This window comes from Mycobacterium lehmannii (assembly GCF_002245535.1).
Classification (GTDB): Bacteria; Actinomycetota; Actinomycetes; order Mycobacteriales; family Mycobacteriaceae; genus Mycobacterium; species Mycobacterium lehmannii.
This window is the reverse complement of record NZ_NKCN01000002.1, coordinates 255,936-280,751: the sequence shown is the minus strand read 5'-3', so window position 1 is coordinate 280,751 and position 24,816 is coordinate 255,936. Positions and strand designations below refer to the sequence as shown.

The following is a 24,816-nucleotide window of genomic DNA, read 5'->3' as shown; positions in this document are numbered from 1 at the left end:
ACCCCTGCGATTGCATGGCCGTTGGCGCCTCGCGAGCGACCGCAAATGTACGCACTGTGGCGGCGTGTCGCGGGACAAACACGGTCGCTCGCGGAACGCGTGGGCCGCTCGCGGAACCAGGGTGGGGTCAGTTCGCGGACTGGTATTTCTCCATCGCATCGTCGAGGCGTTGCAGCGCCTCGCCGAACTCGGCGAAGTTGCCGCCCTGCTGCGCCTGGCGCAGCCCGTCGAGCGCCGTGTTGACCTCCTGCAGCGCAGCGGCTTTCGCACCCGACAGCTCGACCGGCCCGCCCGGCGGCACCGCTGCCGCCGGCGGTTGCGGCGTCCGGCCCTGCTGGTTGGCCGGCGGGCGAGCCGACGGAGCTTCGCCGTCGGCCGGTGGCTGCGCCGCGGGCTGCTCGCCGCCGGTGCCCGCGATGGGCGCGGGGCCGGTGGCCGTGGCGTCCGCGCCGGGCCCGAACAACTCGATCAGCGCGTCGCGCACCGTCGGGCCGTAGCCGACCTTGTCGTTGTACATCATCGCCACGCGGATCAGGCGCGGGTACGACGACGCGGCGTCGCTGGCCCCGGGTGAGGCGTATACCGGTGCGACATAGAGCAATCCGCCCTCGGCGACCGGCAGCGTCAGCAGGTTGCCCCACCGGATGCGGTTCTGGTTGTCGCGGCCGATGACACCGAGGTCCTGGGACACCGCCGTATCGGTGCTGATCGCGTTGAACGCCAGCTTGGGACCGTTGACCTGTCCCGGGATCGTCAGCACGGTGATTTTGCCGTAGGTGTCCGGGTCGGAACTGGCACTCATGAACGCGGCCAGGAAGTCGCGGCGGAACCGGTTCATCGCACTGGTCAACTGGAACGATGCCGCACGCTCGTTGGCCGCAAGGTCTTTGGCCACGATGTAGTACGGCGGCTGATAGCTGCTCGCGGTGGGGTTGGGATCGAGCGGAACGTCCCAGAAGTCCGACGTCGAGAAGAAGGTGATCGGGTCGTCGACGTGGTACTTCGCCAGCAGCGCACGCTGCACCTTGAACAGGTCTTCCGGATAGCGCAGATGCTCCTGCAGTTCATCGGAGATCTCGCTCTTGGGCTTGACCGTGCCCGGGAACACCTTCATCCACGCCTGCAGCACCGGATCGTCTTCGTCCTGCGCGTACAGCGACACCGTGCCGTCGTAGGCGTCGACGGTGGCCTTGACCGAGTTGCGGATGTAGGACACCTGCTTGTCGGGCTGCAACCGGTTCAGCGCCACCTCGTTTGAGTCCACGGTGGCCGAGGACAAGGTCGTCAACTCCGAGTACGGGTAGTTGTCCAGCGTGGTGTAGCCGTCGACGATCCAGACGATGCGCTCGTTGACGATGGCCGGGTAGACCGCGGTGTCGGTGGTCAGCCACGGCGCCACCGCCTCGACCCGCTTGGCCGGGTCACGATTGAACAGGAGCTTGCTGTTCTCCCCGATCACGTTGGAGAACAGGAAGTTTCGCTCGGCGAACTTCGCGGCGAAGACGCTGCGCGTCAGCCAGTTGCCGATCGGAACGCCGCCCTCACCGGTGTAGGTGTAGTTGCGGGTCTCGACGTTGTTCTCGTAGTCGTACTCCCGCGGCGCACCGTTCTCCCCCACAATGGCGTAGTCGGCCGGGGTGTTGGCGATGACGGGGCCGTAGTAGATGCGGGGCTGGGCCAGCGGGGCGGGTCCGGGTGAGATCACCTCACCGTTCGCGCCGACCACACTGGCCAAAAACTCCGGGTAGCCGCCGTTCTGGTTGGGGTCGTTGGCCACGCCGCGCACGGTGTTGGCCGGCGAGGCGATGAAACCGTTGCCGTGGGTGTAGACCGAGTGGCGGTTGATCCAGTCGCGCTGGTTGTCGATCAACCGGTCGGGATTGAGTTCGCGCGCGGCGACCACATAGTCGCGTAGGTTCCCGTCCTCATCCCGGTACCGATCCATGTTCAGCTGGTCGGGGAAGTAGTAGAAGTTCTTGCCCTGCTGGAACTGGGTGAATGCCGGGCTGACGATGTTGGGGTCGAGCACGCGGATGTTGGACGTCGTGGCGCGGTCAGCGGCCACCTGGGCTGCGGTCGCGGGGGCGTTACCCGGATAGTCGCGATAGCTCACCACGTCGTCGGTGAGCCCGTAGGCCTGTCTGGTCGCCGAGATGCTTCGGCTGATGTATTCGCTTTCCTTCTGCGCCGCATTCGGTTTGACGCTGAACTGCTCGACGACCAGCGGCCAGCCCGCGCCGACAACCAGCGACGAGAGCAGCAACAACACCACGCCGATGGCGGGGATCCGCAGGTCGCGCAGCACGATCGCCGAGAACACCGCGGCCGCGCAGATCACGGCGATCGCCATCAGGATCAGCTTGGCGGGCAGCACCGCGTTGATGTCGGTGTAGCCCGCACCGGTGAACGGCTTGCCGCCGCGGGTGTGGCTCAGCAGCTCGTAGCGGTCCAACCAGTACGCGATCGCCTTGAGCAGCATCAGGATGCCGACCAGGGTGATCAACTGGATGCGCGCGGCACGGCTCAACGCACCGGCGCGGCCCGAGAGCCGGATACCGCCGAACAAGTAGTGGCCCAACAGGTTTCCGATGAAGGCCAGGAAGGTCGCGACGAACAGGTAGTTCAGGACCATCCGGTAGAACGGCAGGTCGAAGGCGTAGAAGCCCAGATCCTTACCGAACTGCGGGTCGGTGATCCCGAAGCTGTTGCCGTGCAGGAACAACTGGACCGTCTCCCACTGGCCCAGCGCGAACAACCCGACGAACAAGCCGATGAGCGCGGGAACCCCGAAGCCGACGAGGCGCAGCCGCGCCATCACCGCGGTGCGGTAGGCCGCGACCGGGTCGTTGGGGCCGTTGGTCGGCACGAACACCGGCCGGGTCCGGTAGGCCAGCGCCAACCCCGCGAACAGGATCGAACCGATCACCAGCGACACGACCAGGAACAGCAGGATCTGGGTGAACAGCACCGTGGTGAAAACCGAGCGGTAGCCGAGTTCGCCGAACCACAGCCAGTCGACGTAGGTGTCGACCAGCCGCGGGCCGATCAACAACAGGAGCACGATCACGGCTCCCAGCGCGATGAGAATTCGGCTACGTCGTGTCAGCTTCGGCATTCGTGCCGCGGGCCGCATACCCACTCGTTGACTCCAGTCCCGTTCCTGTACGTCGTGCTCGACGTGGCCCCAACTCTACGCAACGGCTTTTCGCCGATGACCTAACAATGGGGGCGTTCGCCACCGGCGGACAAGGTCTTCAACGCGTCGACGGCTTGCGACAGGGTCTCGACCTTGACCAGTTCCATACCGTCCTGCGGCGCCGTCTTGGCTTCTTCGCAGTTGTCGGCGGGCACCAGGAAGATGGTGGCGCCCTCCTCGCGCGCGCTCAGCATCTTGTGGGTGATGCCGCCGATCGAGCCGACCTCGCCGTCTCCGCTGATGGTGCCGCTGCCGGCGACGAACTTCCCGCCGTTGAGGTCGCCGGTGGTCAGTTTGTCGACCACCGCCAGCGAGAACATCAAGCCCGCCGACGGGCCGCCGATCTTCTCGAGGTTGAATTCGATCGAGAACGGCGCCCACGGCGCGTCGAGCACGCCGATGCCGAGGAGACCCTGGTCGCGATCGGGGTGCTTGCCCAGCGTGATGATGGCGACGCCGGACGGCGCATCCTTGCGGCGGTAGTCCAGCTTCACGGTGTCGCCGGGCTTGGTGTCCTTCAAAAGGGCTTGGAACTCCTCGAGTGTGGTCACCGGCGTGCCGTTGACGGCGTCGATCGCGTCACCGTCGCGCAGCTTTCCCGCCGACGGGCCCGGATCGTTGACGTTTTCCACCGTCACCGCCATCGGGAACTCCAGGAAATGCAGCGCGGCGTACTCGGCGCTGCGTTCGGAGTTGCGGAAATCGGTGGTGTTGGCCTCGTCGACCTCTTCGCGGGTCTTGTCCGGCGGGTAGACCAGGTCACGCGGGACCAGTTGTTCGCGGCCCGACAGCCACAGCGCCATCGCCTCGCCCAGCCTGAGCTGATCGCGCTGCGACACCGTGGTCATGTTCAGGTGCCCCGAGGTCGGATAGACATCGGTGCCCTCGATCTCGACGACCGGCTTACCGTCGAACTCGCCGAGCGTGTTGAACGTCGGCCCCGGCCCCAGGGAGACGAAGGGCACCGTCACCGCCGACACCAGCGCGCCGAACACCAGAATCGGCACGAGCGCGACGATCAACGTCAAAGTCCGCCTGTTCACGCCGCCCAATCTAAAGGTTGCGGTGCAAGCGACCGTGCCCACGACGTCCGTCGCCGGCCTGGTAGCCCGCTGCAACGCGGAAACGGGCGGTCCAGGGCGGGTTCGCTGTCAGCGTGAGGCGCCCACCCACGAGGCGCCGCCCTGGTGAGTACCGTTGGGGACATGGCTGACGTGCCTTTCGGCTTCTCCGCCGGCGACGACGACCCCGAGCGCGACAAGCGCAAGAAGGATCCCGACTCCGGATCCGGGGGGCCCGGCGACCCGTTCGGCATGGGCTTTCAAGGCGGATCCGAGTTCGACATGTCCCAGCTGGGGCAAATCTTCAGCAAGCTCGGGGAGATGTTCAGCGGCGCCTCCAGCGCGATGGCCGGCGGCAAACAATCCGGACCGGTGAACTACGACCTGGCCCGCCAGTTGGCGTCGAGCCAGATCGGTTTCGTCGCTCCGATTCCGGAGAAGACGTCGGCCGCGATCGTCGACGCCGTGCACCTGGCCGAGACCTGGCTCGACGGGGTGACAGCGCTTCCCGCGGGAACCAGCAAGTCGGTCGCCTGGACCCCGACGGACTGGATCGACAACACCCTCGACAGGTGGAAGCGGCTGTGCGACCCAGTCGCCGAACAGATCTCCACGGTGTGGGTGTCGGCGCTTCCCGAGGAGGCGCGCACCATGGCCGGTCCGCTGCTGTCGATGATGACGCAGATGGGTGGCATGGCGTTCGGCTCACAGCTGGGGCAGGCGCTGGGCAAGCTGTCGCGAGAAGTGTTGACCTCCACCGACATCGGGCTGCCCTTGGGCCCCAAGGGCGTGGCCGCGCTGATGCCCGAGGCGGTCGAGTCGCTGTCGGAGGGCCTCGAGCAACCGCGTAGCGAGATCCTGACGTTCCTGGCCGCCCGCGAGGCCGCCCATCACCGCCTGTTCAGCCACGTGCCGTGGCTGGCCAGCCAGCTGCTCAACGCGGTCGAGGCGTTCGCCCGCGGGATGAAGATCGACATGAGCGGCATCGAGGAACTGGCGTCCGGCCTCAACCCTGCCGCGCTGACCGACCCGGCTCAGATGGAACAGCTGCTCAACCAGGGCATCTTCGAGCCGAAGGCGACGCCGGAACAGACCGCGGCGCTCGAGCGGCTGGAGACGTTGCTCGCGCTGATCGAGGGGTGGGTGCAGACCGTCGTCTCCGACGCGCTCGGCGACCGTATTCCCGGCACGTCGGCGCTGGCGGAGATGCTGCGCAGGCGCCGCGGCACCGGCGGGCCCGCCGAGCAGACGTTCGCGACCCTGGTGGGCCTGGAGTTGCGTCCGCGCAAGATGCGCGAGGCCGCCGCGTTGTGGGAGCGGTTGACCGAGGCCGTCGGCTCCGACCGCCGCGACGCGGTGTGGCAGCACCCCGACCTGCTGCCCAGCGCAAAGGATCTCGACGAACCGGCCGGGTTCATCGACCGGATGATCGGCGGCGACACCAGCGGCATGGACAGCGCCATCGAGGAGGCGATCGCCGATCTCGAGAAGGACATCCAGAAGCCGGACGACGACGACCGGTAGCCGGTCGGTGACCGGTGACCCCTGTGGATAACTGGGGGTGACCCGCCGCCGGCGTGGCACGCTCGACCGATGACGCGCTATGCGTTGAGCGCCGCGACGCCGGTGCTGATGCGACCCGACGGTGCCGTGCAGGTGGGCTGGGATCCGCGGCGCGCCGTCGTGATCCGTCCGCCGGCCGGGCTTCCCACGTCGGCGCTGGCCGACATGCTGCGCCGCCTGCAGTCCGGCGCACGGGTGGCCGACCTTGCGGCGCTCGCCCCCGACGGCGCGGTCGTCGAGAACCTGCTGACGTCGTTGGTCGACGCCGGTGTCGTCACCGCCGCCGCCCGCCGGCGTGGCCGTTCCGCCGCGGTCCGCATCCACGGGCGCGGGCCGTTGTCGGATCTGCTCGCCGCGGCGCTGCGCTGTTCGGGTGCGCGCCTGAGCCTCAGCACCCGTACCGACACCGGTGCGCCGTCGGAGCCGACCGACCTCGTGGTTCTCACCGACTACCTGGTGGCCGATCCGCGTATGGTGCGCGAACTGCATGCGGTCGGGGTCGCCCATCTGCCGGTGCGGGTGCGCGACGGTGTCGGCCTGGTCGGGCCGCTGGTTCTTCCGGGTGTGACGAGTTGTTTGGCCTGCGCGGACCTGCATCGCAGCGACCGGGACGCGGCGTGGCCTGCCCTCGCAGCGCAACTGCGCCACACCGTCGGCAGCGCCGACCGGGCCACGCTGCTGGCCACCGCGGCGCTGGCGCTCAACCAGGTCGACCGGGTCCTTGCCGCGGTGCGCGGCGGCGTCGACGTCGAGGGCCACCCCGAACCGCCGCCGACGCTGGACACCACGTTGGAGTTCGACGTCAACGTGGGTTCGGTGGTGGCGCGGCGGTGGTCGCGCCATCCGCGCTGCGCGTGTTGACATCGGCCGTTGGCAAGTCGTTGCGCTGCGGGCAGCCGCGTCATGGATGATGGTCTGGTGAGTGAGATCAAACGGGGCAGCGCTGCGCGTAACGCCAAGTTGGCCGGCCTGGGCGCAGGGATGGCCGGGCGGGCCGCGCTGGGCTTCGGCAAACGGTTGACCGGCAAGTCGAAAGACGAGGTCAACGCCGAACTGATGGACAAAGCGGCTCAGCAGCTTTTCACCGTGCTCGGCGAGCTCAAGGGCGGCGCGATGAAGGTCGGTCAGGCGCTGTCGGTGATGGAGGCCGCAATCCCCGAGCAGTACGGCAAGCCGTACCGCGAGGCGCTGACCAAGCTTCAGCGGGAGGCCCCGCCGCTGCCCGCCGCCAAGGTGCACCGGGTGCTCAACGCGCAACTGGGCACCAAGTGGCGGGAGCGGTTCGCGTCGTTCGACGACCAGCCCGTCGCGTCGGCCAGCATCGGCCAGGTCCACAAGGCGGTGTGGTCGGACGGCCGCGAGGTCGCGGTCAAGATTCAGTACCCCGGCGCCGACGAGGCGCTGCGGGCCGACCTGAAGACGATGCAGCGCATGGTGGGCGTCCTCAAGCAGCTGTCCCCGGGCGCCGACGTCGACAGTGTGGTCAAAGAACTCATCGAACGCACCGAGATGGAGCTCGACTACCGGCTGGAGGCCGACAACCAGCGCGCGTTCGCCAAGGCCTACGAAGGCCACCCGCGCTTCGTGGTTCCCCGCATCGTGGCCAGCGCGCCCAAGGTCGTGATCCAGGAGTGGATCGAGGGAGTGCCGATGTCGGTGATCATCCGAGAGGGCACCCAGGAACAACGAGACCTGATGGGCACCAGGCTTTTCGAGCTGACCTACGACGCCCCCCGCCGGCTCGAGATGATGCACGGGGACACCCATCCCGGCAACTTCATGCTGCTGCCCGAGGAGAAGATGGGTGTCATCGACTTCGGCGCGGTGGCCCCGATGCCCGGCGGTATTCCGATCGAGATCGGTTTGGCGACGCGCTATGCGCTCAACGACGACTACGACAACCTGCTCACCACGATGCAGAACATCGGCTTCATCCAGAAGGGCGAGCAGGTGTCCAAGCGCGAGATGGACGACATGATGCGCCAGTACGTCGAACCGCTCGAGGTCGAGGTCTTCCACTACAACCGAAAGTGGCTGCAGCGCATCACGACCGCCAATATGCGCCCCGAACGCGCCGCAGGCCAGATCAAGGCCGCCCGGCAGATGGACATCCCGGCCCAGCTCGCGATTCCGATGCGGGTGATCGCGTCCAACGTCGCGATCGCATGTCAGCTCGATGCGCATGTTCCAGCGAGAAAGCTTGCCACCGAGCTCATTCCGGGCTTCGCCGACGAAGCGGCCTGACGCAGCCCCCCCGGGCGGGTCGGATGCGCCCACCCCGCCCCTCGGTACGGATTGTGAATCTGACGACGCATCTCGTGGGTTGAGCGTCGCCAGATTCACAATCGAGCGCGCGCAGGTCGCCCCGTGTGCGGCTATGCTGCTGCCGGGTTCCCGACGGTGTTCTTGCGCGGCCGGCCACGTGGCCGCTTGCGCGCGATGACGGAGCCCCGTTCGAGGATCTCGCCGCCCCAAACGCCCCACGGCTCTTGCCTTTCCAGCGCGGCGGCCAGGCACTCACGCCGGATCGGGCACTCTGCGCACAGCGCCTTGGCGCGTTCGAGTTCGACGGGATTCTCGGCGAACCACATATCGGGATCGCCCCTGTGACACGGCACCGCCAGCTTCGTCTTCTCTCGGCATGTCCCGAGTGACATGTCCAGTCCTTCCCTGGTCGTGGTGGGTTTCGAATCATTTCCTCGCTGGATCCGGGACCAGGGCTTTGGCGTGGTGTCCAAAAGACCAAGGCCACGGATCCGACTGCGGGTCCGTGGCCTTTTCGGCGAAATCGTGGGCTTACCTAGGTGGTGCCCCGATCGACGGACGACACAGTCGCGGCGGCGGCGCGGCGCTTGCGCTGCGGGGTGATGGCAGCGGCGGCACCGGCGGCGTGCGCGGCGGCGAACGCGGGATGCGCCGCGGCGGCGGCGACATGGAGGGTCCGCGTCATGCCAGCAACGGCTACGCCGGTGAACGCGTAGTTGCTACCCATGATGTCGGTCCCTCCTTTCGCACAAAAAGACACCCAAACGGTGTGATGTTGAGGCTAAGCGTAACAGCGGCGGCTGACAATTGATTTTTGACCAGCGGGTTTGGCGCGATCTTTACGAGGTTTGGCCGTGCGGGTCGCCGGCCTGTCCCCGCCCGCCTACCGGGTCCGGCTCTTGACGAGGGCGAGCACGTCGGCGCCGTACTGCTCGAGCTTGCGTGCCCCGATGCCCGGGATCGCGACCAGTGCGGCGTCGTCGGTGGGCAACGTCTCGGCGATCGCGATCAGCGTGTTGTCGGTGAACACCACATACGCCGGCACGCTCATCTCCTTGGAGGTGCGCAATCTCCAGTCCTTGAGGTCGCTGAGCAGCTGCTCGTCGATGTCGGACGGGCAGGTTTCGCAGCGGCGCAACATGATCGCGGCCGGTGCGGTCAATACGCTGTTGCACACCCGACAGCGGGGGGTGGCGCCGCGCACACGTCGAGGCTTGGAAGGTGTGTCGCTGGTGTTCGACGACTGCGGCGCGATGCCGTTGAGGAACCGCGACGGTTTGCGGCTCTGCCGTCCGCCGGGAGCCCTGGCGAGCGCCCAGCTGAGCGCCAAATGCACACGCGCCCTGGTGATTCCGACGTAGAGCAGCCGGCGTTCCTCTTCGACCGCCTCGCTGTCGGGACCGTGCGCGAGAGCGTGGGAGATGGGCAGCGTGCCGTCGGCGAGGCCGACGAGGAACACCGCGTCCCACTCCAAGCCCTTCGCCGCGTGCAGCGAGGCGAGCGTGACGCCCTGCACGATCGGAGGGTGGCGCGCGTCGGCGCGCTGGCGCAGTTCGACGAGCAGTGCGCGCAGGTCGAGGGTGGGACGCAGCGCGACTTCCTCGTCGACGAGTTCGGCAAGCGATGTCAACGCTTCCCACCGTTCCCTCGCCTTGGTGCCCGGCGGCGGCTCGGAGGTGAGCCCGAGCGGTTCGAGCACCGCGCGCACCACCTCGGGTAGAGGGCTGTCGACGTCGGGTTCGGCACTGCGTTCGGCCGCGCGCTGCAACGCCACCAGCGACTGGCGGATCTCCTGACGGCTGAAGAACCCTTCGCCGCCGCGCACCTGGAACGGGACGCCGGCTTCGGTGAGCGCCTCCTCGTAGACCTCCGACTGGGCGTTGATGCGGTAGAGCACCGCGATCTCGGCCGGTTCCGTGCCGGATTCGAGAAGTCGTTTGATGTTTTTTGCCACCGCCTTGGCCTCGGCGACCTCGTCGGGATATTCGGCGAACCGGGGCGCGGGGCCGGCATCGCGCTGCCCCACCAGGTGCAGCTTGCTGCCCGCCATCCGGCCGCGCGCACCGGCGATGACCCGGTTGGCCAGCGACACCACCTGCGGGGTCGAGCGGTAGTCGCGTTCCAGGCGGACCACCGCCGCGTCGGGGAAGCGCCGGGAGAAGTCGAGGAGGTAGCGGGGGGTGGCGCCGGTGAAGGAGTAGATGGTCTGGTTGGCGTCGCCGACGACGGTGAGGTCGTCGCGCTCCCCGAGCCAGGCGTCGAGCACGCGCTGCTGCAGGGGTGTCACGTCCTGGTATTCGTCGACGACGAAGCAGCGGTAGCGATCGCGGAACTCCTGACCCACCGCGGCGTCGTTCTCGATTGCCGCGGCGGTGTGCAGCAGCAGGTCGTCGAAGTCGAGCAGGGTGGTCCCGTCGCTGCGGGCCTTGAGCGCCTCGTAGCCGGTGTAGACAGCGGCCACCTTCGCCGCGTCGAACGGGATGTCGCGGCCGACCTGTGCGACCGCGTTCGGATAGTCCTCGGGACTGATCAGCGACGCCTTGGCCCACTCGATCTCGCCGGCGAGGTCGCGCACGTCGTCGGTGCTGGTCGACAGCCGGGCCCGGTTGGCGGCTTGGGCCACCACCGCGAATTTGGTGTCGAGAAGCTCCCAGGTGGTGTTGCCCACGACGCGGGGCCAGAAGTACGACAGCTGGCGGCGCGCGGCGGCGTGAAACGTCATCGCCTGCACCGAACCGGTGCCGACGCCGCCGAAGGCCGCGTCGAGCGCACGCAACCGGGCCCGCATCTCACCGGCCGCGCGCTGGGTGAAGGTGACCGCGAGGACCTGCCCGGGCGCGACGTGGCCCGCGGCAACCAGGTGGGCGATGCGCCGGGTGATCGTGCGGGTCTTACCGGTGCCTGCGCCGGCGAGCACGCACACCGGACCGCGTGGGGCGAGCACCGCCTCGCGCTGCTCGTCGTCGAGGTCGTCGACGGTGTCCGGGCGGCTACCCACCGAAGCGACCTCTACCGACATGCGGTCCATCTTGGCAGGGGCCGGTGACAAATGACCGGTACGCCGTCGGGCATGTTCGGTTCATCGGATACGTTGAACGCCTTATGAGCGCAGCACAGACTCCCGTGATCATGTACACCACCACCTGGTGTGGCTACTGCGTGCGTCTGAAGAAGGCGCTACAGGCCGAGGGCATCGCGTTCACCGAGGTCGACATCGAGAAGGACCCCGCGGCTGCGGAGTTCGTCGCCAACGCCAACGGCGGCAACCAGACCGTTCCGACGCTGAAGCTGCCCGACGGTTCGACCTTGACGAACCCGACCGCACGCGAGGTCAAGGCAAAGCTCGGCGGCTGAGCGATCAGTCGAGCGCGGCCCAGGACTCGATGATCTCCCGCGCGATCGAGATCGACCCGGGCAGCAGCAGCCGTGACGGCGAGTTGGTGCTCCAGTCTCCGTGGTCGAGGGCCTCGCGGATCTCGGCTCGGGTGAACCAGCCGGCCTCGCCGATCTCGCCGTCGTTGAACGACATCTCCTGCTCGGGGTCGCCGATGGCGTGGAACCCGACCATCAGCGACCGCGGAAACGGCCACGGCTGGCTGCCCAGGTAGGTCACGTCGGTCACCGTCAGCCCGATCTCTTCGAAGATCTCACGGGCGACGCAGGTCTCGAACGACTCACCGGCCTCGACGAAGCCGGCCAGGATCGAGAACAGCCGCTCCGGCCACACCGCCTGGCGGGCCAGCACCGCGCGGTCGTGTCCGTCGTGCACCAGGCAGATGACCGCGGGGTCGATACGGGGAAACTCCTCGCGACCGCTGACGGGGTCGACCCGAGCCCAGCCGCCCCTGGCGGATTTGGTCGGTGAGCCGTCGACGCTGCTGAACCGCGCGCTGTCGTGCCAGTTGAGCAGCGCGGTCGCCGTCGCGACGAGTTGCGCGCTGGTGTCGTCGAAGACCTGACCGGCCCGGCGCAGGTCGAGCACCTCGGTTTGGGTGTGCGGGTCTTCCGGCCCCTCGAGGGCGCCGCGGATCGCCCACACATGGCGACCGTCGTTGAGCCGCCCGAGGAAGACCGCGTGCTCCGGCGGCCGATCGCCCAGTTTGGCGGCGCCGCCGAGGACGACGCTGCCGTCGGCGATCAAGACCTGGTTGCGGCGATCGACGCGCAGCACCAGCGCGTCGGGCCATCCGGCCAGCGCGGCGTCGACGTCGGTGCGCAGGGTGTCGGCGCGGTCGGCACCCACGCGCGACAGCAGCGGTATGTTGCGCAGGCGAAACGGCGTCATCTGCCGGCTGTCACTCGGCGTCGGCATTGCGGATGTAGAGCAGCCGATCGCCGGACTCGACGGTGTCCACCTCCGGTGAGTCGACGCGCAGCAACTCCCCTCCGCGGACCACGCCGAGGACGATGTCGTGCAGGTGCCGCGGAGATCCGCCCACCTCCTTGGGCGTCACCTCCCGCTCGGCGATCGCGAAACCGGCGTCCGGTGTCAGCAGGTCTTCCATGATCTGCACGACGCTGGGGGTCTGGGTGGCGATCCCGAGCAGTCGGCCCGCGGTTTCCGAAGACACCACCGTCGAGTCGGCGCCCGATTGCTTGAGCAGGTGCTGGTTGTCGGACTCGCGGGCCGCGGCGATGATCTTGGCCTTGGGTGCCAGTTCGCGCGCGGTCAGGGTGACCAGCACCGCGCTGGCGTCGTCGTCGGTGGCGACGATGATCGACTTCGCGTGCTGGGCGCTGGCCAGGCGCAGGATGTCGGCCTTGGTCGCGTCGCCGTGGACGGTGACCAACCCGGCGCTGCGGGCGCGTTCGAGAGCGCCGGCGTTCTCGTCGACGACGACGATGTCGGCGGGCGCGACCTCGTCGCCGACCATCGCGGCGACCGCCGTTCTGCCCTTGGTGCCGTAGCCGATGACGACGGTGTGGTTGCGCACTCTGCTCCTCCATCGCTGGATCTTCAATGCCGCGCGCGATTGGCTGGTCAGCGTCTCGACGGTGGTGCCGATGAGCACGATCAGGAAGGCGACGCGCAGCGGGGTGATCACCAGGACGTTGATCAACCGGGCTTCGGGGGTGAACGGGGTGATGTCGCCGTAGCCGGTCGTCGACAGCGAGACCGTCGCGTAGTACAGGCAGTCCAGGAACGACAGCTGGTTGTCCTGGACATCGCGGTAGCCGTCGCGGTCGAAATACACGATGAGCACGGCGGCGGCCAGCGCCAACGTCGCGTAGATGACGCGGCGGATGATCCGCTGGGTCGGGCTGATGAACGGTTCGGGGATCCGCAGGATGTCGACGAGCCGCGAGTCGGGCTGTGTAGTCAGGTCCTGCTCGATCGCGGCGAGCCGGCGCCGCAACCTACCTTTTGCCACGAGGACCCGTTACCGGTCCCGCAGGGGTGTGCACGCCACAATGTAATCATGACCTCTCCCCCGCCCGAACTGCAGCAAATGGCCAGCCCGTCGCGCGCCTACCGGATGGCGGCCGGCCTGCTGGGTATCGGGACATTGCACTTCGTCGCGCCGAAGCCGTTCGACGACATCATCCCCGCCGAGCTGCCCGGCAGTCCGCGGTTCTACACGTACGCCTCCGGCGTCGCCGAGCTCGGGGTGGCGGGCCTGCTTCTGGCGCCGAAGACGCGACGCTTCGGTGCGTTGGCCGCGGTAGCGCTGTTCGTCGCGGTGTTCCCGGGCAACGTCAACATGGTCCGGTTGTGGTGGGACAAGCCGCTGCCGATGCGGTTGGTCGCGATCGCGCGCCTGCCGCTGCAGATTCCGATGATCGTCCAGGCCGTGGAGGTCTACCGCGAGTCGTAAGCCTCCCAGGCCTTTCAGGCCGCTTCCAGCAGGCTGGCGAGTTCGTCGACGCCGGGCAGCGTCTCGGGGGTGACGGTGGTACCGCTGCGCACATAGTGGAACGCCGCCCGCACCGACTCGACCGGACATCCGTGCAGCGCGGCCCACGCCAACCGGTACACCGCGAGCTGAATCGCATTGTGTTGTAGGGCTTCCGCGGTGCTCGGCGGCTCGCCCGTCTTCCAGTCCACCACGGTGGCTCCGCCGTCGTCGTCGACGAACACCGCGTCGATACGTCCCCGGACCACCCTGCCGCCGATCACCATGTCGAACGGCACCTCGACGTCGACCGGGGTGCGCGCCGCCCACGGCGACACCGCGAACGCCGCCTGCAACTCGGCGAGTTCCTCGGCCACGGCGGCGTCATGATCGACCGCACCCGGCAGGTCGTCGAGGTCGAACAACCGCTCGGCGTGATAGAAACGTTGCACCCAGTCGTGAAATGCCGTGCCCAGCAACGCATGTGGATCCGGACGCGTCGGCAGCCTACGGCGCAGCCGCTGCGCGACGGCTTCGGGGTTCTTGCCGAGCTCCACCATGGTGCTGACCGACACCTGTAGAGGAAGCGGAGGCGCAGACGGTTCGACGGCCCGGGTGCGTTCGGCGATGAGCGCGTCGACGTCGGCCTCCCACCCTTCTGCGGAGTCGATGGGTTCGTCGTCGCGGGCGTTCGACATCGCCTCCGCCACAAGCGTGGCCCCGCGCGCCACGTCGGCGCGGCGCGCACCCGCAGGATCTGCGGGCCAGACGGCTTCGACCACCTTGTCCCGCAACGGGTTCGGTTCGCCGTCGGGTGGGTCGGGCGCCCAGTGTTCGATCACACCACAGGGCTCGCCCTCGTCGGCGGACTTGTCGATGATGTCTTTGAGCTCGCAGAGGAACTCCGACGGGCCGCGGGCCTTGCTCTCCGAGGCTCCCCAGTGGTGACCCGACAGGAACAGCGTGTCCTCGGCGCGGGTGAGCGCCACATAGAGCAAGCGGCGTTCCTCATCGATGCGGCGCTGTTCGAGGCTTCTCTTGTGCTCGCCGATCACGTCGGACAATCGTTTGCGGTCGTTGACGTCGCTGGTGTCGAGCACCGGGACGCCGTGCTCGGAGAGCGTGGCCCGGTCGCCGCGCAGCAGCGGAGGGAGGTCGCCGACGTCGGTCAGCCACGTGCGGGCGGTGCCGGTCGAAGGAAAGACGCGGCCGCTGAGGTGCGGAACGGCGACCACCTGCCATTCGAGTCCCTTCGCCGCGTGGATGGTCATGATCTGCACCCGGTCGGCCGCGACAGACCCTGGGGCCGGGGCCAGGCCGTTCTCCACCTCCTCGGCGGCGTCGAGGTAGGCAAGCAGGCTGCTGACATCGGCGCCGGGACGGTCGGCGAAGTCGGCCACCACATCGGCGAACGCGTCGAGATGTTCGGTGCCCGACCAGCCCGCCGTGACGGGGCGGCGCGCGCGTACCTCGGTGTCGATGCCGAGCACGCGGCGCACCTCGGAGACGAGCTCGGGAAGCGGGTGCGACAGATGGGCCCGTAAAGCGGTCAGCTCGCGGCCCAGCGCGACGATCCGCGCGTACCCCGTCGGCGAATACGCCGCAGATGCACCGGGATCGGTGACCGCTTCGGCGAGACACGCGGTATCGGCGTCGGGTGCCGCTTGGGCGGCGATGCGTTCGGCGGCCCCGGCTGGGGCTTCGGCTCTGTCGTCGAGTTGTACAGCGCGCCGCCACAGCGCGGTGATGTCGCGGCCACTCAGCCGCCACCGTGGCCCGGTGAGGACCCGCATGGCCGCGCTGCCCGCGGTCGGGTCGGCCATCATCCGCAACATCGCCACCACGTCGGCGACCTCCGGCACACCGAGGAGGCCGGCCAGCCCGACGACTTCGACCGGCACCCCGCGGGCGGCGAGCGCTTCGGCCATCGGCGCGGCATCGGCGTTTCGGCGCACCAGCACGGCCGTCGTCGGTGCGGGCACCCCGTCTTTGCGCGACCGCTCGAAGATGTCGGAGATATGGTCGGCCAGCCACTCCCGTTCGGCCGCAACGTCGTTCAGCAGGGCACAGCGGATGGCGCCCAGCGGTGCGTCCGGCCTGGGCAGCAGTGAGCGCACCGCCACCGAACGACGCCGCGCCTGCGCCGAAACCGCGTTGGCCAGATACAGCGCACGCGGCGGATTGCGCCAGCTCGTGCGCAGTTCCAGGGTGGGCGCCGGCGTGCCGTCCGAACGGGGGAAGTCGGTGGTGAAGCGCGGTAGGTTGGTGGCCGACGCACCGCGCCACCCGTAGATCGACTGGATGGGATCGCCGACCGCGGTCAGCGCGAGGTCGTCGTCGGCTCCGCCGCCGAACAACGACGACAAGGCGACCCGCTGCGCATGCCCGGTGTCCTGGTATTCGTCGAGCAATACCACCCGATACCGCTGGCGCAGTTGTTCACCCACGTGCGGGAAGTTCTCGGCCAGCCTGGCCGCCGACGCCATCTGCATGCCGAAGTCCATCACCTTGTCGGCCCGCATCCGCTGGTGCAGGGTGTCGATCAGCGGGACCAGCTCGGTGCGCTCGGTTTGGGTGGCCAGCAGCCGCAGCAGCCACTGGCTGGGGCCCCGGTCGCGTTGGTACGGACCGGCGGGCAGCGTATGCACCAACCGCTCGAGCTCGACGTGTGTGTCGCGCAACTGGTCGGTGTCGACAAGGTGCTCGGCGAGCTGACCCGCGAGCCGCAGCACCATCGACGTCACCGCCGCCGGTGTCTTCTCGGTGTGCAGTTCGGGGTGCTGACACACCACGCGGAAGGCCAACTGCCACAGTTCGGTTTCGCTCAGCAGCCGGGTCTCAGGTTCGACCGGCAGCAGCAGGCCGTGCTCGCGCAGCAGGTTACCGGCGAAGGCGTGATACGTGCTGACGGTCGGTGGCTCGTCGGCGAAGGCAGCGCCGCCGAGAAGGCCGGCGCCCGCGAGCCGGGCCAGTCGGGTGCGGACCCGGCGCAGCAGCTGGCCGGCGGCCTTGCGGGTGAAGGTGAGGCCGAGAACCTCGCCGGGATGCGCGTACCCGTTGGCGACCAGCCACACCACCCGCGCGGCCATCGTCTCGGTCTTGCCCGCGCCGGCGCCGGCGATGACCACCAGAGGCCCGGGCGGGGCGGCGATCACGGCGGCCTGCTCCTCGGTCGGCGCGAAAAGGCCGAGGGCCGCGGCGAGTTCGTGTGGACTGTATCGCGCGGTCATGGCTGTCCTCCGGTCCCGGCCTGGGCGGGACACATGGCCCGGACGGGGCAATGGCCGCATCCGTCGTTGATCCGCGCGACGAACTGCGGGCCCTGGGTGGCAGCCGCTGCCGCGCGCACCGTGTCGCGCCACTCGGCGTGCTTCTCCGGTGTCAGCGCGTCCTGTGTGCGCTCGGTAGGCCCCGATGCGCAGGTTTTGCCGAGATAGACCAAGCGGCCACCACCCGGAGAGTCCCCTTGTCCCAGCAGACCTTCCGCGATGGCCAGCTGATACATCGCCAACTGGGCGTGGTTCTGGGCGTCATCCTTGGTCACCGGGCTCTTGCCGGTCTTGAGATCGACCACGACGAGCCGGCCCTCGCTGTCGCGTTCGAGGCGGTCGACACGTCCGCGCACACGCACGTCGGGTCCACCATCGACACCCTCGATCACGACACCGTCGACACCGACCTCGCTGCCCACCTCGGTGAGCTGGCCGCGGGTCTGCGCACGCCACTGCTCAAACGTCGCCAACATCGCACGGTGCCTGTCGAGTTCGTTGTCGGCGTACCAGCGTGACTCGAATGGCAGCTTGGGCCAGACCTTCTCGAGCTCGTTGACCATCTGGCTCTCGGTGCGCCCCGGATCGGCGACGAGGGCGTGCACCAACGAGCCGACCGCCGAGCGCACATCGCGACCGTCGGCGCCGCCGTGCCGTTCCAGCAGCCAGCGCAATGGGCAGTCGGTGAGCATCTGCAGCGTCGACGGCGACAATGTCACGGTGTGGCCGTCACCGCTCCACAATGGGTCCTCGCTGGACAGCGGAGTCATCGACTGCCACTGCGCCGGGTCCGCACCGGGCACGTCGGCGGCCGCCAGCCGCGCCAGCAGTGTTGCCGCGCAAGCCCTTGCGGTGTCGTCGACCGCATCGTCGGACGCGCACACCACGGCGCGCAGTCGGCCGACCAATGCTGCGGGGGCCAGTACGCGCGGTGCGCTGACCGGCTCGGTGAGGTCGGAATCGCGATCGCCCGATAGTGCGGCCAACTCGTAGCAGAACGCCGACGGGAGCAGCGACTCGTCGCCGTTATCGCTGTCGACTGCCGTCACCAACAGACGGCTGCGGGCACGACCCATCGCGGCGATGAGCAACCGGCGTTCCTCCGCCAACAGCGGCGCCCGCGTCGACACGCTTGCAGCGTGCTGGGTGACACCGTCGAGCAGGTCGACCAGCTGCTGGGTGGCCAACACCCCGCCACGCGGAACGGTGTTGGGCCACAGCCCTTCCTGCACACCGGCGATGACGACGAGCTCCCACTCGCGGCCCGTCGCGGCGTGCGCGCTGAGCACGGCGACCGCTTCGGCGTCCACGCGCTCATCGCGGGCGGGCGATCCGAGACCGGCGACATGGTCGAGCAACCCGCGCAGCGTCGCGCCTGCGGTGCGGTTCACGTACTGCTCGGCGACGTCGAAGAGCGCGGTGACGGCGTCGAGGTCCCGGTCGGCCTGTGTGCCGGACACACCGCCGCGTTCGCTCGCCGCCAGCCAGCGTCGTTGCAGCCCGCAGCGCTGCCAGGCCTGCCACAGCGTGTAGCGCGGATCGGCGCCCGTCTCGGCACTGCGCCGGGCCGCCGCCAGCACCTTGCGCACGCGATCCAAGGGCCGGCCCAGGTTCTCCGGCAATCCGTCGACTCCGTGCTCCACCGCCTCGACCAGCAGATCGCCGAAATCTCGTGGCGGTTGCGAGCCGTCGATGCGTCGCAGCGCGCGCCGAAGTTGGCGCAGCGACACCGGATCGACGCGGCCGATCGGTCCCGTCACAAGCGACACCGCCTGCTCGGCGTCGAGTCCCTGCGACGTTGCCGCCAGCACGGTGAGCAGCGCCTGCACGGCGGGTTGGTCGCCGAGCGGTGTCGCGGGCGACGGCGCGTCCACCGGGACTCCGGCCGCGGCCAGTGTGCGAGCCAGCGCCGCACCGAGGCGGGGCATCGAACGCACGACGACGGCCATCTGGGACCACGGGACGCCGTCGACGAGGTGCGCCCGTCGTAGCGCGTCGGTGATCATCGCCGCCTCCGCGTGCGGAGAGGCGGCGATGCGCACGGCCAGTGCGCCTGTTGGGCCGGGCGCCCCGGTCAGCACGCGCCCCCCGTCGACACCGGACAGTCGTCGCGCGACGTCGGTGATGGCCTCGGCGATCGCGGGTGCGCAGCGGTGCGATTCGGTCAGCACGATCGCCGGCTCGTCACCGCGCAGCAGCGCCGGGTCGGCGCCGCGGTAGCCGAAGATCGCCTGATTGGGATCACCTGCGAACACGGCGGTTTCGGCGCCCTGGGCCAACACCCGGACCAGCAGCGCCGCCTGCGGATCGAGCTGCTGCGCATCGTCGACGAGGAGGATCTTGACGCGGCCACGTTCGGCGGCCAGCAGCTCGCCGTCGGTGCCCAACGCCTCCAGCGCCGCCCCGACCAGTTCGGCCGCTCCCAATGCGGGGATGGTGGCCTGCGGCGCCGCCATACCGACGGCCGAGCGCAACAGCATGATCTGCTCGTAGGCCTGGGCGAATTGGCCGGCCGCCAGCCACTCCGTCCTGCCCGAGCGCCGCCCGATGCGCTGCAGTTCGACGGGATCGACCCCGCGCTCGGCGCAGCGGGCCAACAGGTCTCGCAGCTCGTTGGCGAAGCCGACCGTGCTCAACGCCGGGCGCAGATGGTGCGGCCACGCCGTCGCCGCGCGGTCGCCGTCCTCGATGTCGCCGGCGAGCAGCTCCCGGATGATCCCGTCCTGTTCGGCGCTGGTGATCAGCCGCGGCGGCGGATCGCCGTTGCGCTGAGCGGCCAGCCGCAGCACCGCGAACGCATACGAGTGCACGGTGCGCACCAACGGTTCGCGCACGACTGTGCGGCTGCCGGCCTGTAACAGCGTTGAGGTGATGCGCGCCCGCACCTGCGCGCCGAGGCGTGCCGAACCGGTCAGCAGCAGAACCGATTCCGGATCGACGCCGGTGGCGATGTGCGCGACCGCCGTCTGGATCAGCAGCGAGCTCTTGCCGGTGCCGGGTCCGCCGATCACACGGAAAACGCCGCGCGCGCCGGGATCGGTGAGTGCGCTCGGCGTGAGGTCGGTGTGCGGTGCGGACATGTGGGCATGACACCACGGGGGTCCGACAAGTGGCCGTCGCCCGAGGCTGGCAGCATCGATAGCCGTGACCGAACTCCTGCACGTTCACCGCTACGGGCCTGCCGGGCCCGCACAGGTGTTGGCGATCCACGGCCTGACCGGGCACGGGCAGCGATGGCAGACGCTGGCCACACGCCACTTGCGCGAGTACGCGGTTCTCGCACCAGACCTCATCGGGCACGGCCGTGCCTCCTGGGCGGCTCCGTGGTCGATCGACTCGAACGTCGCGGCGCTGGCCGCGCTGCTCGAGGGTCCCGCGGTGGTGGTCGGCCACTCCTTCGGCGGAGCGGTGGCGCTGAATCTGGCTGCCGCCCGGCCAGACCTGGTGTCGCGGATCATCCTGCTGGACCCGGCCGTCGGCCTGGACGGCGACTGGATGCGCCAGATCGCCGACGACATGTTCGCCTCCCCCGACTACACCGACCGCGCCGAGGCGCGCGCCGAGAAGGCGAACGGCTCATGGGGTGAGGTCGAGTCGGCCGAGCTGGATCGCGAGCTCGACGAGCATCTGATCGATCTGCCGTCCGGACGGGTCGGCTGGCGGATCAGCATCCCGGCGATGCTGTCGTACTGGAGCGAGCTCGCTCGCCCGGTCACGTTGCCCCCAAGGGGTATTCCCACGACACTCGTGCGGGCAGCACGCACCAGACCACCGTATGCGACCGACGACATCGTCACGGCGCTGGCGCAGCGCCTCGGCGCGGACTTCACGTTGCTGGAGTGGGACTGCGACCACATGGTTGCGCAGGCCAAGCCCGCCGAGACGGCGGCGTTGATCCGCGAGCAGCTCGGCTCCTAGCGATGGCGCCGGTCACCGACGAACAGGTGGAGGCCGTGCGCGCGCTGGTGGCCGCGATCCCGCCGGGCCGGGTGTCGACCTACGGCGACATCGCCGATGCCGCCGGGCTTTCCAGTCCCCGCATCGTCGGCTGGATCATGCGCACCGACTCGTCGGACCTGCCGTGGCATCGGGTGATTCGCGCGTCCGGTCGGCCCGCGCCGCACCTGAGCGCTCGACAGCTCGAACGACTGCGCGCCGAGGGTGTGCTTGCCGAGGACGGCCGGGTGAACCTGCGCGCCGTGCGCCACGAATTCTGAAGGTGTCGAGTGTGGGGTTGACGCACGCTCCGAGCGCCGCGCGCGTGCGGGTAACCCACGTTCGGCGTGGCGACGCTCAGAGCACGACGCTCAGAGCACCAGGCGGACCAGAGCCGCCGTCCGCGCGAGACCGGGGAACGCGGCGGCCGTCGAACGCGGATGAAGGGCGTGCACGGCGATGCGGAACATCAACGCGCGCAACAACATCTGCGACCACTCGGGAAGCGGACTCCAGCGTTCGATCAGCCCGTCGTCGGCCTCGCCCCAGGACAGTGCGTCCACCACGACGACACCGGCGGCCCACGACGCCGGCCGCCAGTACGGGATGATGTCGGTGATCCCGGGCGCGGCGGTGCCTGCGAAAAGCACTGTGCCGTAGAGGTCGCCGTGGACCAGCTGGCTGGGGCTCTTCGTCGGCTTACGCAGAGTGGCAAGCTGACTGAGCAACTCGATCGAGCGTTGCCCGTCGGCCGACCCCGGCGACACCTTGGCACCCGGCGGCAACGAGTGCAGCGGCCGTTCCTCCCAGGCGGCGCGGTCGGCCGCGATGAACACGTCCACGTCAGCCCACGGCGCGACCGGCGGCTGTGTCAGAAACCTCGGGCGTTCGAGTTTGGCCGTCGCCTCATGGAGTCGCACCGCGGCCGAAACCACCTCGTCGTGGCGGGGTTCCGGCGTCCCGGCGACAAAGGTGTCCGCACGCCACCCAGCTACCACATACCGCCCGTCCGTCGAACGCACCGGACGCGCCAGGCGCACCCCGTCGACGAACAACGTCTCGCGGACCTTGGCCGACCATGCGGCGCGGGCGTGGTCGGCGACCATCGACACCACCACTTCGCCACAGCGCCAGCCGCCCTCCCAGCCCGGCCCGAGTGCAACGGGCTCAACACCGGTCAGGCCGAACGCGGCCAGCACATGATCCGGTGGCCGTTCGACAGTCACCACCTCAGCGTAAGCGGAGTTTCGGCAAACCAGCCGTTAGTACATGACCATGTCGGGTTCGAGTTGTCTACCCCACGCGACGATGCCGCCTTGCACATGCATCGCGTCGGAGAACCCGGCGTTCTTCGCGATCGCCAACACCTCGGCAGAGCGCACACCGGTCTTGCAGTAGAACACCGGCGTCCGGTCGGTCGGCAACTTGGCCAGCGCCTCCCCGGATTCGAAGGCGCCCTTGGGGATCAGCTCGGCGCCCTGAATGCGGTTGATGTCCCACTCGACCTGTTCGCGCACGTCGATCAGCGCCAACGGCTTGCCCGAATCGAGCAGCTCCTTGAGTTCGCGAGGGGTGATCGTCGCATCGGCGGCGGCCTCGGCGGCGGCGTCGGACACCACGCCGCAGAACTCCTCATAGTCGATCAGCTCGGTGATTTTCGGGGTCGACGGGTCCTTGCGGATCTTGATCGTGCGGTAGGTCATGTCGAGTGCGTCGTAGACCATCAGGCGGCCCAGCAGCGTTTCGCCGATGCCGGTGATCAGCTTGATGGCCTCGGTGCCCATCACCGATGCCACCGAGGCGCACAGGATGCCGAGCACCCCGCCCTCCGCGCACGACGGCACCATTCCCGGCGGCGGCGGCTCGGGGTACAGGTCGCGGTAGTTCAGTCCTCGCTCATTGCCGCCCTCGTCGGCCGGGGCGTCTTCCCAGAACACGGAGATCTGGCCCTCGAACCGGTAGATCGAACCCCACACATAGGGCTTGTGGGCCAGCACGGCGGCGTCGTTGACGAGGTAGCGCGTCGCGAAGTTGTCGGTGCCGTCCAGGATCAGGTCGTACTGCTCGAACAGCTCGACGGCGTTCTCGGGTTCGAGCCGGAACTGGTGCAGCCGCACGTCGACCAGCGGGTTGATGTCAAGAATCGAGTCACGCGCGCTTTCGGCCTTCGACCGGCCGATGTCGGACTGGCCGTGGATGATCTGGCGCTGCAGGTTGGACTCGTCGACCACGTCGAACTCGACGAGCCCGATCGTGCCGACGCCCGCGGCCGCCAGGTACAGCAGCGTCGGCGAGCCCAGCCCGCCGGCGCCGATGACCAGTACCCGGGCGTTCTTCAGTCGCTTCTGCCCGTCCAGGCCCAGGTCGGGAATGATGAGGTGACGGCTGTAGCGCGCCACTTCCTCGCGGGTGAGTTCGGCCGCCGGTTCTACCAGCGGCGGCAACGGTGTCGACACCGTGTTTCTCCTTGATCCACCTGATTCAACGTCTATGACCATCACAGCAGTTACGACATTCAACAGCAACGAGCGGCGATCGCTTCCCCCAGGACCGTGGCCGCTCACCGTGGGCGAGCGACCGCCGTTGTACGCCCAGGCACGGCGTGTCGCCGCACAGCCACGGTCACTCGCGGCAGGGGAAGGAAGGAACTCAGGCGATCGGGTACGGCCAGGGGTTCGGTTTGCAGGTGTGATTGTCGGGCTGGACCGACTGCGGGTCGAAGCGCGCGGCGTCGTTGTTGTTGGTCGAGAAGGTCTGCTGCATCATGACCGGCGCGAGTTGGTCGTTGCCCCCGCACGGCTCGTGCCGTTGGTAACCGATCGCGTGGCCGACCTCGTGGTTGATCAGGTACTGCCGATAGGAGCCGACGTCACCCTGGAAGGGCACCGCACCGCGCACCCAGCGCGCCTCGTTGATGAACACGCGCGGCTGCCCGTCCCGGTAGGCCGGGTTGTAGCAGGACGCCTCCAGCTGGATGTCGTAGCCGCAGCCCTCGCGCACGGTCATCGGCGTGCTCAACGACACCCGGAAGTCCGGTTCGATTCCTGACGTCCCGTCGATGCGGGTGAAGGCGAACTGCGGATTGTGGGTCCAGCTCTTGGGGTTGGCCAGCGTCTCGGTGACCATGCGGGCGAACGCCTCGTCGCCGCCGAATGTCGTGGTGTCGATCCCGTCCTCGACCTCGACGGTGTAGGTGAACACCTTCGCGGTGCCCTGGCCGACCTGCGAGGTCGCCCCGGGCACGACGTGCCACGTCTTGGCGCCGGCCTCGGTGAACGGGCCACCCTGGGGCAGGATTCCGGTCGGCAGGTCCGCGTCGAACTGGGTCAACCCCTTGGGCGGGGCACCGATGATCGCGGTGCTGGCCACGCCGATGGTTGGCGGGCCCTGCACCGGGCCCTCGGCCTGCTTGGGTGCGGGCGCGCCCGTGCCGGTGATGGTCTGGTAGACGACGACCGCGGTCAACACGATCAAAACGGGCAACGCATAGGCCCGCCAGCCGTAAGTGGAGACGAAGCGACCGAGCCACGACTGCTTGCGGAAGCCGCGGTGCTCATCGCGATTGGACCTCACCCGTCCCGAGCTCTCTGCGAGGGGATCGCGTTGGGCGCGCAACGGCTCGCGCCATTCATTGCGCAGCGCGGGCACGCGAACACCCCCGCCGGGTTCGGGACCCATCTGTCCTCCTCGCG

19 protein-coding genes are annotated in these 24,816 nt (G+C 68.9%); 7 read left to right on the top strand and 12 right to left on the bottom strand.

Annotated features, from left to right (window positions below; all coding sequences use genetic code 11):
- Window positions 1-127: 127 nt before the first annotated feature.
- Both CEX87_RS03800 and CEX87_RS03795 read right to left on the bottom strand, forming a co-directional pair.
- The gene (locus tag CEX87_RS03800; protein ID WP_094286026.1) at window positions 128-3,139 is read right to left on the bottom strand and encodes a UPF0182 family protein; all 3,012 of its coding nucleotides are present in this window, start codon (window positions 3,137-3,139) and stop codon (window positions 128-130) included.
- Window positions 3,140-3,216: 77 nt separating this feature from the next.
- On the bottom strand, window positions 3,217-4,239 hold the full coding sequence (locus CEX87_RS03795; RefSeq protein ID WP_198957149.1) for a YlbL family protein: 1,023 nt from the start codon (window positions 4,237-4,239) through the stop codon (window positions 3,217-3,219).
- A 162-nt stretch (window positions 4,240-4,401) separates the two neighbouring features.
- On the opposite strand from CEX87_RS03795, the gene CEX87_RS03790 reads away from it, so the two are divergent.
- The 3 genes from CEX87_RS03790 (at window position 4,402) to CEX87_RS03780 (ending at window position 8,064) form a co-directional block, all read left to right on the top strand.
- Window positions 4,402-5,781 carry a zinc-dependent metalloprotease gene (locus CEX87_RS03790; RefSeq protein WP_064394348.1) on the top strand — a complete coding sequence of 460 codons (1,380 nt, stop codon included), beginning with the start codon at window positions 4,402-4,404 and terminating at the stop codon, window positions 5,779-5,781.
- Between the two features lie 69 nt (window positions 5,782-5,850).
- Complete coding sequence (locus CEX87_RS03785) at window positions 5,851-6,681, top strand: cyclodehydratase (RefSeq protein WP_094286022.1); 831 nt, start codon at window positions 5,851-5,853, stop codon at window positions 6,679-6,681.
- Window positions 6,682-6,723: 42 nt separating this feature from the next.
- The gene (locus CEX87_RS03780; RefSeq protein WP_064394346.1) at window positions 6,724-8,064 is read left to right on the top strand and encodes a macrolide-binding ATPase MABP-1; all 1,341 of its coding nucleotides are present in this window, start codon (window positions 6,724-6,726) and stop codon (window positions 8,062-8,064) included.
- A 131-nt stretch (window positions 8,065-8,195) separates the two neighbouring features.
- Here the strand turns inward: CEX87_RS03780 and CEX87_RS03775 are convergent, their stop codons facing one another.
- The 3 genes from CEX87_RS03775 to CEX87_RS03765 all read right to left on the bottom strand — a co-directional run bounded on the left by CEX87_RS03775 (window position 8,196) and on the right by CEX87_RS03765 (window position 11,104).
- A complete protein-coding gene (locus CEX87_RS03775; RefSeq protein WP_064394345.1) occupies window positions 8,196-8,477 on the bottom strand; it encodes a WhiB family transcriptional regulator in 282 nt (93 codons plus the stop codon).
- Window positions 8,478-8,620: 143 nt separating this feature from the next.
- Complete coding sequence (locus tag CEX87_RS03770; RefSeq protein ID WP_064394344.1) at window positions 8,621-8,812, bottom strand: hypothetical protein; 192 nt, start codon at window positions 8,810-8,812, stop codon at window positions 8,621-8,623.
- Between the two features lie 156 nt (window positions 8,813-8,968).
- The gene (locus CEX87_RS03765) at window positions 8,969-11,104 is read right to left on the bottom strand and encodes an ATP-dependent DNA helicase UvrD2 (protein ID WP_094286216.1); all 2,136 of its coding nucleotides are present in this window, start codon (window positions 11,102-11,104) and stop codon (window positions 8,969-8,971) included.
- 83 nt (window positions 11,105-11,187) lie between these two features.
- Between CEX87_RS03765 and CEX87_RS03760 the strand changes: the two genes are divergently transcribed.
- Complete coding sequence (locus CEX87_RS03760) at window positions 11,188-11,439, top strand: mycoredoxin (protein ID WP_064394343.1); 252 nt, start codon at window positions 11,188-11,190, stop codon at window positions 11,437-11,439.
- Window positions 11,440-11,443: 4 nt separating this feature from the next.
- Here the strand turns inward: CEX87_RS03760 and nudC are convergent, their stop codons facing one another.
- Window positions 11,444-12,370 (bottom strand): NAD(+) diphosphatase, encoded by a 927-nt coding sequence (gene nudC / locus CEX87_RS03755; protein WP_064394438.1) that lies wholly within the window; start codon window positions 12,368-12,370, stop codon window positions 11,444-11,446.
- 10 nt (window positions 12,371-12,380) lie between these two features.
- Window positions 12,381-13,457 (bottom strand): potassium channel family protein, encoded by a 1,077-nt coding sequence (locus CEX87_RS03750; protein WP_064417253.1) that lies wholly within the window; start codon window positions 13,455-13,457, stop codon window positions 12,381-12,383.
- Window positions 13,458-13,505: 48 nt separating this feature from the next.
- Here CEX87_RS03750 and CEX87_RS03745 point away from each other — a divergent pair, with 48 nt between their 5' ends.
- Window positions 13,506-13,901, top strand: a complete 396-nt coding sequence (locus tag CEX87_RS03745; RefSeq protein WP_094286020.1) for a DoxX family protein — start codon at window positions 13,506-13,508, stop codon at window positions 13,899-13,901.
- 14 nt (window positions 13,902-13,915) lie between these two features.
- On the opposite strand, the gene CEX87_RS03740 is transcribed toward CEX87_RS03745, so the two are convergent.
- Entirely contained in the window at window positions 13,916-17,149 is a 3,234-nt protein-coding gene (locus CEX87_RS03740) for an ATP-dependent helicase (protein WP_094286018.1), read from the bottom strand.
- Complete coding sequence (locus tag CEX87_RS03735) at window positions 17,146-20,268, bottom strand: ATP-dependent helicase (RefSeq protein WP_094286016.1); 3,123 nt, start codon at window positions 20,266-20,268, stop codon at window positions 17,146-17,148. Before CEX87_RS03735 ends, CEX87_RS03740 begins: the two co-directional genes overlap by 4 nt.
- A gap of 64 nt (window positions 20,269-20,332) precedes the next feature.
- Between CEX87_RS03735 and CEX87_RS03730 the strand changes: the two genes are divergently transcribed.
- Both CEX87_RS03730 and CEX87_RS03725 read left to right on the top strand, forming a co-directional pair.
- The gene (locus CEX87_RS03730) at window positions 20,333-21,106 is read left to right on the top strand and encodes an alpha/beta fold hydrolase (protein WP_064394338.1); all 774 of its coding nucleotides are present in this window, start codon (window positions 20,333-20,335) and stop codon (window positions 21,104-21,106) included.
- A 2-nt stretch (window positions 21,107-21,108) separates the two neighbouring features.
- Entirely contained in the window at window positions 21,109-21,405 is a 297-nt protein-coding gene (locus tag CEX87_RS03725; protein ID WP_064394337.1) for an MGMT family protein, read from the top strand.
- Window positions 21,406-21,495: 90 nt separating this feature from the next.
- Here CEX87_RS03725 and CEX87_RS03720 read toward each other — a convergent pair whose 3' ends face one another.
- The 3 genes from CEX87_RS03720 to CEX87_RS03710 form a co-directional block, all read right to left on the bottom strand.
- On the bottom strand, window positions 21,496-22,350 hold the full coding sequence (locus CEX87_RS03720; RefSeq protein ID WP_064394437.1) for a TIGR02569 family protein: 855 nt from the start codon (window positions 22,348-22,350) through the stop codon (window positions 21,496-21,498).
- A 36-nt stretch (window positions 22,351-22,386) separates the two neighbouring features.
- Window positions 22,387-23,580, bottom strand: a complete 1,194-nt coding sequence (gene moeZ / locus CEX87_RS03715; protein ID WP_094286014.1) for an adenylyltransferase/sulfurtransferase MoeZ — start codon at window positions 23,578-23,580, stop codon at window positions 22,387-22,389.
- 193 nt (window positions 23,581-23,773) lie between these two features.
- The gene (locus CEX87_RS03710) at window positions 23,774-24,802 is read right to left on the bottom strand and encodes a DUF3152 domain-containing protein (protein ID WP_064426867.1); all 1,029 of its coding nucleotides are present in this window, start codon (window positions 24,800-24,802) and stop codon (window positions 23,774-23,776) included.
- Window positions 24,803-24,816 lie beyond the last annotated feature (14 nt).